General features: G+C 44.5%; 14 protein-coding genes and 1 pseudogene. All 15 read right to left on the minus strand.

Annotated features, from left to right (window positions below):
- Positions 1-49: 49 nt before the first annotated feature.
- Positions 50-838 (minus strand): FliA/WhiG family RNA polymerase sigma factor, encoded by a 789-nt coding sequence (locus FE296_RS32360; protein WP_017689160.1) that lies wholly within the window; start codon positions 836-838, stop codon positions 50-52.
- 15 nt (positions 839-853) lie between these two features.
- The gene (locus FE296_RS32365; RefSeq protein ID WP_150367664.1) at positions 854-1,297 is read right to left on the minus strand and encodes a hypothetical protein; all 444 of its coding nucleotides are present in this window, start codon (positions 1,295-1,297) and stop codon (positions 854-856) included.
- 4 nt (positions 1,298-1,301) lie between these two features.
- Entirely contained in the window at positions 1,302-1,799 is a 498-nt protein-coding gene (locus tag FE296_RS32370; protein ID WP_017689162.1) for a chemotaxis protein CheD, read from the minus strand.
- Complete coding sequence (locus tag FE296_RS32375; RefSeq protein ID WP_091034987.1) at positions 1,792-2,412, minus strand: chemotaxis protein CheC; 621 nt, start codon at positions 2,410-2,412, stop codon at positions 1,792-1,794. Before FE296_RS32375 ends, FE296_RS32370 begins: the two co-directional genes overlap by 8 nt.
- A 10-nt stretch (positions 2,413-2,422) precedes the next feature.
- Positions 2,423-2,884: a chemotaxis protein CheW gene (locus tag FE296_RS32380; RefSeq protein ID WP_036609340.1), complete on the minus strand. Its 462-nt coding sequence runs from the start codon at positions 2,882-2,884 to the stop codon at positions 2,423-2,425.
- A gap of 41 nt (positions 2,885-2,925) precedes the next feature.
- Positions 2,926-4,998 carry a chemotaxis protein CheA gene (locus tag FE296_RS32385; protein WP_150367665.1) on the minus strand — a complete coding sequence of 691 codons (2,073 nt, stop codon included), beginning with the start codon at positions 4,996-4,998 and terminating at the stop codon, positions 2,926-2,928.
- 32 nt (positions 4,999-5,030) lie between these two features.
- Complete coding sequence (locus tag FE296_RS32390; RefSeq protein ID WP_150367666.1) at positions 5,031-6,473, minus strand: chemotaxis protein CheB; 1,443 nt, start codon at positions 6,471-6,473, stop codon at positions 5,031-5,033.
- 32 nt (positions 6,474-6,505) lie between these two features.
- Entirely contained in the window at positions 6,506-7,393 is an 888-nt protein-coding gene (locus FE296_RS32395; RefSeq protein ID WP_017689167.1) for a MinD/ParA family protein, read from the minus strand.
- Positions 7,390-8,742, minus strand: coding sequence for a flagellar biosynthesis GTPase FlhF (gene flhF, locus FE296_RS32400; protein WP_150367667.1), 1,353 nt, complete (start codon positions 8,740-8,742; stop codon positions 7,390-7,392). Before flhF ends, FE296_RS32395 begins: the two co-directional genes overlap by 4 nt.
- A complete protein-coding gene (gene flhA / locus FE296_RS32405) occupies positions 8,739-10,772 on the minus strand; it encodes a flagellar biosynthesis protein FlhA (RefSeq protein ID WP_036670372.1) in 2,034 nt (677 codons plus the stop codon). Before flhA ends, flhF begins: the two co-directional genes overlap by 4 nt.
- Before the next feature lie 25 nt (positions 10,773-10,797).
- Positions 10,798-11,881: pseudogene (flhB, locus tag FE296_RS32410) on the minus strand (flagellar biosynthesis protein FlhB).
- Between the two features lie 23 nt (positions 11,882-11,904).
- On the minus strand, positions 11,905-12,693 hold the full coding sequence (gene fliR / locus FE296_RS32415) for a flagellar biosynthetic protein FliR (RefSeq protein ID WP_036609353.1): 789 nt from the start codon (positions 12,691-12,693) through the stop codon (positions 11,905-11,907).
- A gap of 10 nt (positions 12,694-12,703) precedes the next feature.
- Positions 12,704-12,973 (minus strand): flagellar biosynthesis protein FliQ, encoded by a 270-nt coding sequence (gene fliQ, locus FE296_RS32420; protein WP_017689172.1) that lies wholly within the window; start codon positions 12,971-12,973, stop codon positions 12,704-12,706.
- A gap of 25 nt (positions 12,974-12,998) precedes the next feature.
- Positions 12,999-13,754: a flagellar type III secretion system pore protein FliP gene (gene fliP, locus FE296_RS32425; protein ID WP_036609355.1), complete on the minus strand. Its 756-nt coding sequence runs from the start codon at positions 13,752-13,754 to the stop codon at positions 12,999-13,001.
- The gene (locus FE296_RS32430) at positions 13,751-14,287 is read right to left on the minus strand and encodes a flagellar biosynthetic protein FliO (RefSeq protein ID WP_091017292.1); all 537 of its coding nucleotides are present in this window, start codon (positions 14,285-14,287) and stop codon (positions 13,751-13,753) included. The genes fliP and FE296_RS32430 overlap by 4 nt, the downstream gene beginning before the upstream one ends.
- Positions 14,288-14,297 lie beyond the last annotated feature (10 nt).

Raw genomic sequence — 14,297 nt, forward strand, 5'->3', positions numbered from 1 at the left:
CCTTTTAGACTTTCCACTCCCCAAACTCCAATGATATTACTTCTCTCTATTAATCTTTACGCATCAACAAATCTTTCTGTTTGTCCAACGTGCCGCGTAATCGTAATATTGCCTTGGAATGTAACTGGGATATACGAGACGGAGAAAGAGACATAACCTCAGCAATTTCACTAAGAGAAAGATCTTCGTAATACAATAGTGAAACAACCGTTCTCTCTTTTACCGTCAACTTGTCAAGCCCTTGCACCAAAGCTTCCTTCAAATAAAACTCATTCACTTTATAATCCGGATTTTTGGCTTTCTCATCCACCATCAAAGACAGACGAGTCTCAGACTCTTCCTCACGAATTGGGTCCTCCAGCGAGCAAAGTGACATGACTGCCACTTCCTGAAGCATATGTTGAAAATCTTTAGTGGATACGTCCAAGTACTCGCTCATTTCCTCATCACTAACAGACCTGAGATAACTTTGTTCCAGCTGTTGGTAGGCGTCTTCGATTCGCTTGGCCTTCTCCCGCACAGAACGCGGAACCCAATCACCTTGACGCAGACCGTCAAGAATGGCTCCGCGGACCCTCCATGAGGCATAAGTTTCAAATTGCAGACCACGTTCATAGTCGAACTTCTCCAATGCATCAATTAAACCCATAACGCCATTGCTTTCCAAGTCATCCTTGGGAACATTTTTGGGCAAACCCACAGCCAGTCGACCGGATACATAATTTACAATATGAAGATACTTTTCAATCAAAGTTTTCTTGGCTTCAAGATCTCCATGTTCTTTCCACTTTTCCCACAGATCAGAATGGTTCAAATGTGAAGCTTTACGCTCGTTCAATTGCTTTCACCCTCCTTATTTGTCTGTCAGGTGACGAACGGCCTGCGCCAATTCCTCCGGATCCTTGGTCCGGACAAGTTTAGGCGGATCCAAAGGGGCGAATCCCGTTGGAGCTTTCGTCTCAGGTGGCGGAAGATCGTCCCCAGATGAAGCGTTCTGTCCACTCTTAAGCAAATCATTCAGCTCTTGTCCATCGTCTTCGATTTTAATGTCCACCTGTGAACCTCTTTGATCTTGAGCATTTGGTGAATCATAGCCATACCCATTTCCCTCGATCTGAGGGTTCAGCAGCAATCCCAATCCCCAGCGTAAACCATATGCAAGGACAAACCAGGCTACGAATCCGATCAATCCGCGAATTAAACTGGTCATCAGCACATTGCTGCTGTATGCTACAAAAAAAGTAAGAATAAACCCAACGATGCCTGCTCCAAGATTAATGCGGTAGTTTCCTATCATAGTCTTATAGTTCCTTTACACCCATTTGTACGCTTCGAATAGTCAAAAGTCCAGTTTCACAATCCATCTCAATCGTTCGTCCATAATTCCCACCCGTATCTTCTGCTAGAAGAGGGATATTGAGTTTTTGAAGCCACTCTCGACAAGAATCTGCATTCCTTGGTCCAATGCGCATTGTATCTCCAGCGCCAGCAAAGGCAAACATCTGAGAGCCTCCGGCCATTTTAGACACAATACGTGAGTGAGAAGCGCCTAGTTTTATCATCTTTTCCAAAAGCTCAGGCAACGCTGTATCCGCATATTTCGCAGTGTTCAGTTTCCCTTCACGGGCGATCTCTGAAGTAGGAAGCATGACATGCGCCATTCCAGCCAGCTTCAAATGTGGGTCATACATTGTTAATCCCACACACGAACCCAAGCCAGTCGTACGGATTACACCAGGAAGATGAGCGATGTTTAAATCCGCCATACCGACTTTAACGACGCTTTTGTCCTCAATCATGGCTCAGTGGCACCCCTAGCGATTCAAATATCTTTGCAAAGGATGGTGGATCCGGAATGAGGAAAAACTGACCCTCCACTTGATCTTCACCTTCAAAGAAAGATGTGTCAATCAACAATGCAGCGTCACCCATCTCGCCAAATTGCAGCAAACCATAACTTAGAATGGCACCCGCCATGTCGATGGCAAGTCCAGGAACAGTTGGATACATAGACAACTTTGTGAAATCTGCCAAAGAAGAGAGATAGGATCCGGCCAGAATATTTCCAATTTCGGAAAGCGCTGATTGTTCCATATCTGTAAAAGCGAGCCCTTCTTTCAGATCAAACCCGGCAAGTCTATTCAACAACATTTTAGCAGCCTCTGGTGTCATCATAAAGAAAAGATTTCCCGGTGCTTCGCCTTCTACACGAAGAAACACGGTAACCACGATGCGTTCATCTCCGCCCACTTTTTCGGCAACTTCTTCAAAAGGGAGCATTTGTACTGTAGGTACACCCATGTCAATCGGTCTGTTGAGGAGTTGAGACAACGCCGTTGCGGCGTTGCCTGCTCCAATGTTACCGACCTCTTTGAGCACATCCATCTGGAATACCTCAAATCGGTTGAACATCTCCACGGTACTAGCCCTCAACACTTTCCAGCTGTACAATCTCGCTTTTATTTAATACTTCATTTAGGTTGAGCATAATCAACAAGCGTGAATCCTCCAATTTAGCAACACCTCGCAGGTATCTCGCTTTGACGCCGCCAACCACTTCTGGCGGGCTATCGATCGCACTGCTCTTGATATCAATAACATCATTGGCAGAATCTACGATAAAGCCAACTTGCATGTCGTCTACACCTACGATAACAATACGAGTCTGATCCGTGTATTCCGTTTCCGGAAGGGAGAAACGACCGCGTAGATCAATGACTGGAATTACAACACCGCGTAGATTAATAACTCCTTTTACAAAGGAAAGTGTTTTGGGAACACGGGTAATTGGCATCATGCGCTCAATCGTCTGAACCTTGTCTACCTCAATACCATACTCTTCGGAACCCAATTTAAAGACGATGACTTTCAACTCTTCTTCCATGTAAAAAACCTCCCTATTAAATGTAAGACTTAGCTCTATGCTTATTTAATAAATGCATTAGGATCAAGAATCAGGGCTACTTGTCCATCTCCGAGAATGGTTGCTCCAGAGATTCCTTCAATAGCAGGAAGATAGGTTCCCATTGATTTGAGAACAATCTCACTTTGTCCAATAAATTCTTCAACAGCTACGGCTGCAAGACGGTCGCCTTTGCGAATCACGACGATTTCTGTTTCTTGCTCATCAGCATCATTGAAATCCGGTACGGAGAATACTTCGCTCAAGGACAAGTACGGAATCAGTGACTCACGGAACGTGATCATTTTATTGCCGTGAATATTACGAACTTGCTCACGTTGTACAATGGCCGTCTCTACAATGGAGGACAACGGAACAGCGTATTTCTCTGAACCAAGTCGTACAAGCATTGCAGCAATAATGGATAGAGTCAACGGAAGCTGAACAGAGAAGTTCGTGCCTTTGCCTGGAGTTGAATGAATCGTTACATTACCGCCAAGCGAAGTGATCTTCGATTTTACTACATCCAAGCCAACGCCCCGGCCAGAGATATCCGAGATAATATCAGCAGTACTAAAACCAGGTGCGAACAACAATTGATTCACTTCATCATCACTCATCTTGGCACCTTGTTCTTCGGTTACAACACCACGTTTGATCGCGGTTTTCAAGAGCTTGTCGCGATAGATACCTTTACCATCATCTTCAATCTCGATAAATACGTGATTTCCACTGTGGAAGGCACGCAGGTTTACTGTACCCATCTCTGGTTTGCCTGCAGCTACACGCTCTGCAATGGATTCCACACCATGATCAACCGCGTTACGCAGTAAATGCACAAGCGGATCACCAATCTCATCAATTACCGTACGATCCAGTTCCGTCTCAGCACCTGTAATCACCAGATCGATTTTTTTATCAAGTGTCTTAGCCAGATCACGGATCATGCGCGGGAATCGATTAAATACGGTATCTACCGGAACCATCCGCAATTTCAGTACAATATTTTGCAAATCTGTGCTAACTCGACTTAAATGAGCTACTGTATCGGATAAATCATTGTTGCCTGTTTCGCTGGCCAGTTGCTCCAGACGTGAACGGTCAATCAACAATTCACTGAACAGGTTCATCAATACGTCGAGGCGTTCAATATCCACACGAATGGTACGTGAAGGTGCAGCAGCTTGCTTCGGTGCAGCTGTTTTAGCTGGTGCCGTTGTGGCTTCTTCTTTGGGTACAGAATTCTTATCCGGCGAAGCAACCTCAGCTACAGCTGTTGGAGCGGGTGGCGCTTCAACTGTAGCTGCTACCTGATTGGCCATCTGCTGAAGAGTCTCCTGATCCAGTTGAATGAGCTTTGCACTTTCAATTTCAGAGATACTCATGATGCCTTCTTCCAGTTCGTGCGCCTCTTTAGTTGTTATGTAATACAACGAGAAACTGCGCTCAAACTTCTCTTGCTCAATATCCTGAACGGATGGGTAAGCCTTAACGACTTCACCTGAACGTTCCAGCATATCAAAGACCATATAAGCCCGTACACCTTTTAACTGGCTATGCTCGCTAACAAGCACGTCCACATAGAATACACGATGACCTTCGGCGATCGACTGATCCAGCACTGAATATTGGAATTCATCCAGCTCCACAGCCGAAGAGATTGAAGTGTTAGCCGGCTTGTTTGTTTCTGCAGCAGGTCCGTTTCCGTTTGTCATTTCACCATTTTCAATGGCCTGAAGTGAAGCTACGATTGACGACACATCTGCTTTACCTTGTCCACCTTCGGTAATATCCTGAACCATGGTTTCCAAAGCGTCCAGACTCTTGAACATGGTATCAAAAATGTAATCCTGCATTTTCAACTTCTCATTACGAACCAGATCCAACACATTTTCCATTTTATGCGTCAGTGATGCCAAATCTTCAAAGCCCATAGTTGCTGCCATACCCTTCAAGGTATGAGCGGAGCGGAATATAACCTGAACTATGCCCAGGTCTTCCGGATTGCCTTCAAGTTGAAGCATGTTTTCGTTAAGCGATTGCAGATGATCATTAGACTCATCAATAAACATGGATAAATATTGGTTCATGTCCATTGTGAGGCACCTCCTCCGTGAGTTACACTCCGTTATTTCACTGCTTGAACAAGTTTAGACGCAATCTCCTGCAATGGCAGAAGATGACGAACGCATTGCAGCTCTACAGCAGAACGCGGCATACCATATACAACACATGTTTCTTCATTCTCGGCAAAGGTTGATGTAACTCCAGCTTCGTATAATCTCTTCATCATACGTGCTCCATCACTTCCCATTCCCGTCAGCAAAACAAGATGCCTTTGTAAAGATGTAAACGGCAGAAGTGACTCAAACATCGTATCCACTGAAGGTCTATGTCCATTCACTGGTTGATCTTCAGTCAGCTTCACGATAAACTTCCCGTCTGCTGTTTTGTTAACTTTCACATGGAATCCGCCGGGTGCTATATAGGCGGTTCCTTTTTTCAGAACCATGCCCTCTTCAGCTTCAACCACATGCAGTGGACTGAATGTATTCAATCGTTGAGCCAGAGAACGTGTGAAATTGGGCGGCATATGCTGCACAATAATGACCGGTGCAGGCAAATCAGCAGGCAACTGCTCAAGCAATGTCTTGAGAGCCCTCGGTCCACCCGTAGAACAACCTATTGCCACAAGTTTGTTGAATGGTCCTTCCAGCCCCCCTCCACCTTTGGGGACAGGATTGGGCTTGATTACATCCTTGGCTTTTGCAGAGGCAGAAGTTGCCGCTATTTGATCAGCTGCCACTCTAGCTGCATTAGGTAGTCGAACTTCCTTTGGAGTCTGTACTGGATTAGCAGACCTCACTGCTTTTTCTGCCTTCGTCCCCAAATTACGCTCAGCTTTTGGCAATGGCTCCGGTTTGTTCTCTACGCGACCTGGTTTTGAAGGTGACACTGGTTCAATTGGTTTCTTTGATTTGGTCTGAAAGGCTTCAGTCCGCTCTCGAAGAGAGCGTTGACTCGTCTCGACAGGTTCGATCGTTTTTTTCACAGGCTCCGCTCGATCCCTGGCCGGCAGTTCTTTCTGCACTGGCTGAGTTGGGGGAGCAACTGCTCCTCGCAACATGTCTCTATTTTTCATGGATAACTCACGATCAGCTTTTCTTTTGATCTCATTCATCGCAGCACGCATGCGCTCAACCAAGGCTTTACCGACTTGAGCAATATCCTGGTCATGTGAAATAGATGGTTTGCGAATGAAGTCAAATGCCCCGGCTTCAAGCGCCATAATGGTTTCTTTCATGCCTTGTTCATTGATACCAGAGAGCATAATCACAGGAACGAAGGATTCCTTCATAATTGATTTTAATGCGTCCAACCCATTCATTTCGGGCATCTCAACGTCCATTGTAATAATATCGGGTTTTAATTCTAGTGATTTTTGAATCGCTTCTCTACCGTTTGATGCTGTTGCCGTGACCTTGAATTCCGGATCCGCTTGAATCAAATCCGTAACAATCTTACGCATAAAAGCGGAATCATCGACAACCAATACTTGATACACCGCCATGTTGTGTCACCCCTGTTTCCTTTATTCAGAAATCATGTTGTCCGTTTAAGCCACTTATTCATAAATCCCCTGATTCCTGTCAAGGTTCCGGATCCCGGAGTTGCAGGTACAGCCAGATAACGAAGAGCAAGTTTCTCTATATCTTTGGAGGCTTTGGCATTCGGATAAGCCAGACTATAGGGCATTTGCCTTTTAACCGCCTTGACTACTTGGGCGTCTTCTGAAATATACCCAAGCAGCGGAATATCCGTCTGCAAAAACCGTCTCGCCACTCCAGCTATTTTTTCTGCCACCCGTTCCGCTTCTCGTTCATCTTCCACCCGGTTAACGATCATCCGAAAGGGCGTAGCATTTTCCTGGCCGTGCATAACTTTGACTAAAGCATAAGCATCGGTTATTGAAGTCGGTTCAGGTGTAGTTATAATCAGGCATTCATCAGCAGCACCGATGAACTTCATATTCTCTCTGGAGAGTCCTGCCCCAGTGTCAAAGATGACATAATCCATTTCCTGGGCAATATCCTCGACTTGACTGGCGAAAAACTCCAGATCACGATCTGACAATGAGAACAACTCTTTCATGCCCGATCCTCCAGCAATGTAAGGCAAGCCACTGGCACCCAGTTGTATGATTTCTCTTATGGATTTTTGTCGGTACAACAGGTGGTAAAGATTATAGGAAGAAGACGTACCCATAAGAACATCAATATTAGCCATTCCAATATCGGCATCAAATACAAGTACCTTTTGCCCCAAAGCCTGCAATGCCAAGGCAAAGTTCAGTGTGAAATTGGATTTACCAACACCTCCCTTACCACTGGCCACAGTAATGATTTTTGAGGATCGAATATCTCGCTCAATGCCTTCCAATTCCAATGGCGCGGAGACCATACTTCGAAGTGCAGCTGCCTGATCCTTCATTGTGACCATTCTCCCAGCAACTGTTTAGACAATGAATCTGCATCTGGTTTCAACAAATCGTCCGGAACATTTTGTCCATTTGCCACATATGCGAGCTTGAGTGGAAAACGGTGTAACAAGTTAAATAGCGGACCGCAGCTCCCAGTCTCATCCATTTTGGTGAAAATCACCTTATCCAGACCATATTTACTGAAATGTTCCGTTATCTGCACCATATCAGCACTTTTGGAGGTCATGCTCATGACCAGAAAGGTTTCGCTATTCTCTACAGGAGCAAGCAAACTTTGCAGTTCCGAAACAAGTAATTCATTTCTGTAATTTCTACCCGCTGTATCCATAAAGATCAAGTCACAATTCTCTAATCGAGAAATGGCACGTTGTGTATCACCGGGCGATTGTACCACCTCAAGTGGAACATTCAGTATAGATGCATATGTTCTCAGCTGTTCTACCGCCGAGATCCGATACGTATCTGATGTTATGAATCCAACTTTACGCTGTTTTTTGAACATTTGTTCAGCTGCCAATTTTGCAATTGTCGTCGTTTTCCCTACACCGGTCGGTCCAGCTACATAGACGATTCGCGTGGTAGGAAGAATGCCTTCTTCAATACGTTGCTCCAAAAAGTGCATGACCTCAAGCTTCACTAATTGTTCTACATCCTGTTCTTTCAATCCATCCTCAGACCATTTTGCTTGAATTGAATCAAACCAGGATTCCCATACTTCAGGCCAGACATCTTGTTCTGTCAAACGTTCTCGGATCATATGCAATTCCTCTGGCACAGGGTCCGCAGAAGTACCTTGCTTTGAAAGCCTGTTCACCATCTGTTTAAGATCCTGCAATTCAGTCATCAACTTATCCTGCTGCAGGTCTGAACCTGTTGGCTTTGGACCAGTTGTTGAACCCGAAAAATCCGCCCCTTGCGGTCGCGGTTTATGATCCGTGCTCGAAGAACCTGAGCCGCTGTCTATGTCTGAACCGATATTACGCGATTCAAACACAGACGGGGCAGCAGCAGATTGGTCCTGTACACTTTGATCAGCTGTATTCGTTGTAGCCGACTCATCAGAAGCCGCAACAAACGAACGAGCTGTTTGCCGATAAGCCTCAGGTACAAATGCACGAGGTACAGGTGTGAATTGATTTTGTACTGGCTTTGTTGTTTGCTTGTTTTCTTCCTTATCCACTGCAGCTACAACTTCGATCCGTTTTTTGCGAAACATTCCCATCACCCCGCCCACCTTAATCTCTTTGGTGGACAGAATAACGGCATCACTTCCCAGGTCCTTGCGAATTTGAAGCATAGCTTCGGGCATGGTCTCAACAACGTATTGTTTTACTCTCATAAGTTCACCACCCCGATACTTTGAATTTCAACATTCGGCTCCAACTCGCTGTAGGAAAGCACAGGAATGTCCTGCATAGTACGTTCAATAACCTGACGCAGATACATCCGAATGGTTGGAGAAGTTAATACAACAGGTTGTTGACCTGATTGAATCAAACGGTTCACTTGTTCACTCAGCTTCTGATACACACTTTGTGTAGATACAGGGTCTAGCGCAAGATAACTGCCTTGATCCGATTGTTGCACACTTTCAGCAATTTTCTTCTCAAGACCAGGTCCAACCGTGATCACTCGAAGTGTCTCACCTTTCTGTGAGAACTGCTGAGTAATCTGACGTGAGAGGGATTGTCTGACGTATTCAGTCAGCACATCAGGATCCTTCGTATACGTACCATAGTCAGCCAGTGTCTCGAAGATGGTAACCATATCCCGAATAGATATTTTCTCACGCAATAACTTAGCAAGCACTTTCTGTACATCACCAATGGAAAGTAGAGAAGGGATCAGTTCATCCACAAGGGCAGAATAGTTCTCTCTGAGATTATCCACAAGTGCTTTTGTCTCTTGTCTTCCAAGTAACTCATGCGCATGTTTCTTAATCAGTTCCGTCAGATGTGTAGCCACAACGGAAGGCGGATCAACGACCGTATATCCTGCAAGTTCGGCTCTGTCTTTGGTTACTTCATCAATCCATAGTGCCGGAAGTCCAAAAGCAGGTTCTGTCGTTTCAATACCTGTCACAGACTCCTCATCATAGCCAGGACTCATGGCAAGGTAATGATTCAACAACAGTTCTCCGCCCCCTACCACATTACCCTTGATTTTGATAACATACTCATTAGGTCTGAGCTGGATATTATCTCGAATCCGTATGACTGGAACGACCAACCCCAGTTCAAGAGCACACTGCCTCCGAATCATAATGATCCGATCCAATAAGTCCCCACCCTGCTGATTATCAGCAAGCGGTATTAAACCATAACCAAATTCAAACTCAATAGGGTCCACCTGAAGCAGGTTAATTACACTTTCAGGACTTCTAACCTCTTCAATCTGCTGTTCTTCTTCCAACTGTTCTTCCGCTACTTGTTTCAAATTCAGATTATTCTGCATACGCCACGCGGCATATGCCAACACACCTGCCAACGGAAGTGTAGTAATAACATGAATTGGTGTGAAGAAACCGAGCATGGCAATAACGAAAGCTACGATATAAATAAGTATTGGATATGTAAACAGTTGCCCCGTAATATCATCTGCCAGATTTCCTTCTGAAGACGCTCTGGTGACGATAAGTCCTGCTGCTGTGGAAATAAGCAAAGCAGGGATTTGGCTTACCAGTCCATCTCCGATAGTCAATACAGAGTACGTTGACATTGCATCTGCAAAAGCCATCCCATGCACAGTCATACCGATTATAAATCCACCAATGAGATTGATCAGGAGGATGATAATGCTTGCAATTGCGTCACCTTTTACGAATTTACTTGCTCCATCCATCGCTCCATAAAAATCGGCTTCACGTTCAATTTTGGAACGACGCTCACGAGCTTGTTGCTCGTTGATCAGACCCGCATTCAGATCCGCATCGATACTCATTTGTTTACCAGGCATCGCATCGAGAGTGAATCGTGCAGCAACTTCAGCTACACGCTCAGACCCCTTTGTAATAACGATAAACTGAACAACAACGAGGATCAAAAACACGATAAATCCAATCGCAATTTGCCCTCCAGCAATCCAGCTGCCAAAGGTAGCAACTACAGCTCCGGCATCCCCTTCACCAAGGATTAGCTTGGTTGTCGATATGTTCAGAGCCAGTCGGAATAGTGTAGTGATCAACAGCAAAGCTGGAAAAATAGAAAACTGCAACGCTTCTTTGCTGTTCATTGCAACAAGGAGTATCATCAGTGCAATTGAAATATTGACGACCAGCAACAAGTCCAACAGCCAGGTTGGGATCGGAAGAATCATCATCAACACAATGCCAATGATACCCGCAAGGACAGCTATATCTTTAATCTTCAATGAATGTACGGCCTCCGATCCCCTTTTATTTCGTTCTGCCCTTTAGTTTATATACATAAGCCAGCACTTCAGCTACCGCTTGAAACAAATCGGCTGGTATAGCGTCACCAATCTCGGCTCTCTGGAACAATGCCCGTGCTAACGGCTTGTTTTCCATCGTAATAACACCGTTTTCTTTGGCAATTTCCTTAATACGCAAGGCGACATAATCCTGACCTTTGGCAATAATCTGTGGTGCCTCCATCTCGGAACCTTCATACTTTAGCGCAACCGCAAAGTGAGTTGGGTTCGTGATGATTACATCCGCATTCGGCACTTCCTGCATCATACGCTGCATAGCCATACGACGCTGGCGTTCCCGGATTTTACCTTTGATCAGCGGATCACCTTCCATTTTCTTGTACTCGTCTTTGATGTCTTGCTTGGACATACGAATCTTCTTCTCATGGTCATACTTCTGATACATGTAATCAAATATCGCAAGTATCATTAATGCCACTGCAATCTTGATACCAAGACTTAAAGTGATCGACGCAGCGAAATGTAAAATAGCATCCAATGAAAAATGAGAAAGTGAAGCAATATCTGACTGGTAGCCTTTAATTGTACTGTAAACGAGATAACCGATAATCGACATTTTCAAAATAGATTTAGCAAATTCCACTAATGAGCGGAGAGAGAATATATTTTTGAAACCTTTAATCGGGTCCAGTTTCTCAAGTTTTGGCTTCAAACCTTCCCCTACAAGAAGAAAACCAACTTGCATGTAGTTAACGATCAAAGCAACCAGTAACGCACCCAGCAAAACGGGAGCGATCAATAACAAAACTTCAATGCCATAGCGCATCATAAGCGCCATTACATTCTCTCCGGTGATATCCATACTCAATCGATTGATGAAGATATCTGTAAACAGACGAACTATACGTTCTTTATAGAAATTGCTGAATACCATCATGATCAAAAACACGATTAGGAGAATGGATGCGCCAGATAGTTCAGCGCTTTTGACAATCTGTCCTTTTTTTTCGTGTATCCTGTCTCTTTTTCGGGGTAGCTTTCTCCGTCTTCTCCCCTGAAAACAACTGGAGGTCGAGTTGAAGTTTCATCCGTGTCTTTTCCTCCGTTTCACTCAGCCGGGCCTTTGTCCAATGGTTCCAAGCAATTTTTCCATCGATCTGAATATCGCTTCGAACAATTGACTAAATACAAAGGAGAAACTGGGAACCAGCAAAAGCAAAATAGCAAGACCAACGAGTAACTTAAGCGGCAACCCAACTGCAAATACATTAAATTGAGGAGCAGTTTTGGCCAAAAAACCTAATCCAACATCCGTCAAAAACAACGCAACTACAATCGGAGCCGACATCTGAAAAGCCAGCATAAATGATTGACCTAAGGTCTGAATCAAAAATTCAGCAATACTTCCATCTGCCAACCGTAGGAAAAACACATTCGATAATGGTACCCACCGGTAACTGTAAACGATCGCATCCAGCAAATAATGGTGTCCATTCATCGTCAGAAACAGAAGCATAGCAAATGCATACTTCAAGTTTCCCGTAAGTGGCGCTGAAGCACCTGTCATTGGATCGTATACATTGGCCATACCAAAACCGATCTGTAGATCGATAAAGGTTCCCGCAGTCTGAACAGCCGTCATCAACAGATAAGCCACAAAACCTAAAAGCAGGCCAATTAGAATCTCTCTGATGATCAATAAAACATAGCTCAGATCGGTGGGTACGGTCTGGTCTATTCCGTAAATCAGATAGACAGACAATGTGACAAATGCAGAGATACCAATTTTAACTGAAGCCGGCACATTTCGAGCCGAAAAAACTGGCGCAGTTACAAAAAATGATGTGATTCGACAAAACATAAGCAGAGCGACAGGGAAACTTTGCAACAATGTCTCCATCTGCTAAAGCCTACCCTATGTATCTGTATAGATTATCGAGAATGTTAAACGTAAAATCGACCAAGATATTTAAGATCCAAGGTCCAAACAAAAGTACTGACAGAAGTACGGCAACAATCTTGGGTACAAAAGCTAATGTTTGTTCCTGAATTTGAGTTGTCGCTTGAAAAATACTGATTGCAAGTCCTACAACCAGAGCTAGTATAAGCATGGGTGCACTGGCCAGCAATGACGTGTATACCGCTTTCCCGGCCAGACCGATAATAAATTCCGAAGTCATGACCGTCCTCCTTTAACTTTCCGGATCAAGTGTTAAAACTCAGTAACAGTGACTTGACAACCAGATACCACCCGTCCACAAGGACAAAGAGCAGTATTTTGAAAGGTAATGAGATCATGACCGGCGGAAGCATCATCATCCCCATTGCCATGAGTGTACTCGCGACAACAATGTCTATAACCAGAAACGGAATAAAAATCATAAACCCCATCTGGAATGCTGTCTTCAACTCACTGATTACATATGCCGGCACCATAACAGTAATTGGGATATCCTGATAGGTCTTTGGTTGTTCAGTCTGATTGTACTTCATAAACAGCAGAAGATCTTTTTCTCTGGTGTGACTAAACATGAATTTCTTCATGGGATCCGCTGCTTTTTCAAGTGCCTCGGTTTGCGTTAGCTCTCCCTGGAGATAGGGCTGGAGCGCTACCTGATTTATGGAAGACAATGTCGGCGACATAATGAAAAGTGTCAGAAATAGCGCCAAACCGACCAGCACCTGATTGGGTGGCATTTGTTGTGTACCCAAAGATGTACGTATAAAACCGAGCACAATCACAATCCGAGTAAAACTGGTCATCAGTACAAGCATTGCTGGAGCAATGCTAAGCACCGTAATTAACAGAATGATGGACAGTGAACTCGTGCTTGGTGTCCCTCCATCACCGTTTCCAATCTGAATATCAATATTCGGAATGGGTTCGGCAAAGGCAACCGTTACAGATGCCAGACTGATAAGTCCTAATAAACAACACGCTAACCAAATCTTTTTCTTCATGAATCCCTCGACCGATCTGTAGTATTGTCTTTATCCAGGAGCTTTTCCATCTTCTCTTTACGGTTAGGCATCTGCCGAAGTTTGGATTCAAACATTTCGTGAAAAGAAGTTGTGTCCTCTAGTTCCATTTCCCGCGGCGGTTCTTCTCTACGGAAACGTTTTGTGAGCTTGGCAATGAGAGGTGAGAGATTTCCTTGTTGTGCAGCAGCATCTCGTTCGAAGGAATCAATGATTCTTTGGGCCTCTTCCAGATCCGAAACCTTGTCTATCAACTGGATGTCTTCACCTACACCAAGCAGATATACACATCCACCAATCTCCATAATTTGCAACGACTTGTTTTGCCCCAGTCCAACCCCGCCCAGAGTACGAATTGTGCCGTGCCGGAACATTTGCTGATTCCGTTTGTTTAAAAAACGAATCAGATAAACAATAAGGGCCAGGATGACGGCCAGGACAACAATCACCCATACAAGCTGTAAATAATAATTACTTCCCACGCCAGCTCCTCCTGGAATATCACCCTGAGCCATCATCATGTCT

Source organism: Paenibacillus sp. UASWS1643 (assembly GCF_008693195.1).
In the GTDB taxonomy this organism is placed as follows: domain Bacteria; phylum Bacillota; class Bacilli; order Paenibacillales; family Paenibacillaceae; genus Paenibacillus; species Paenibacillus amylolyticus_B.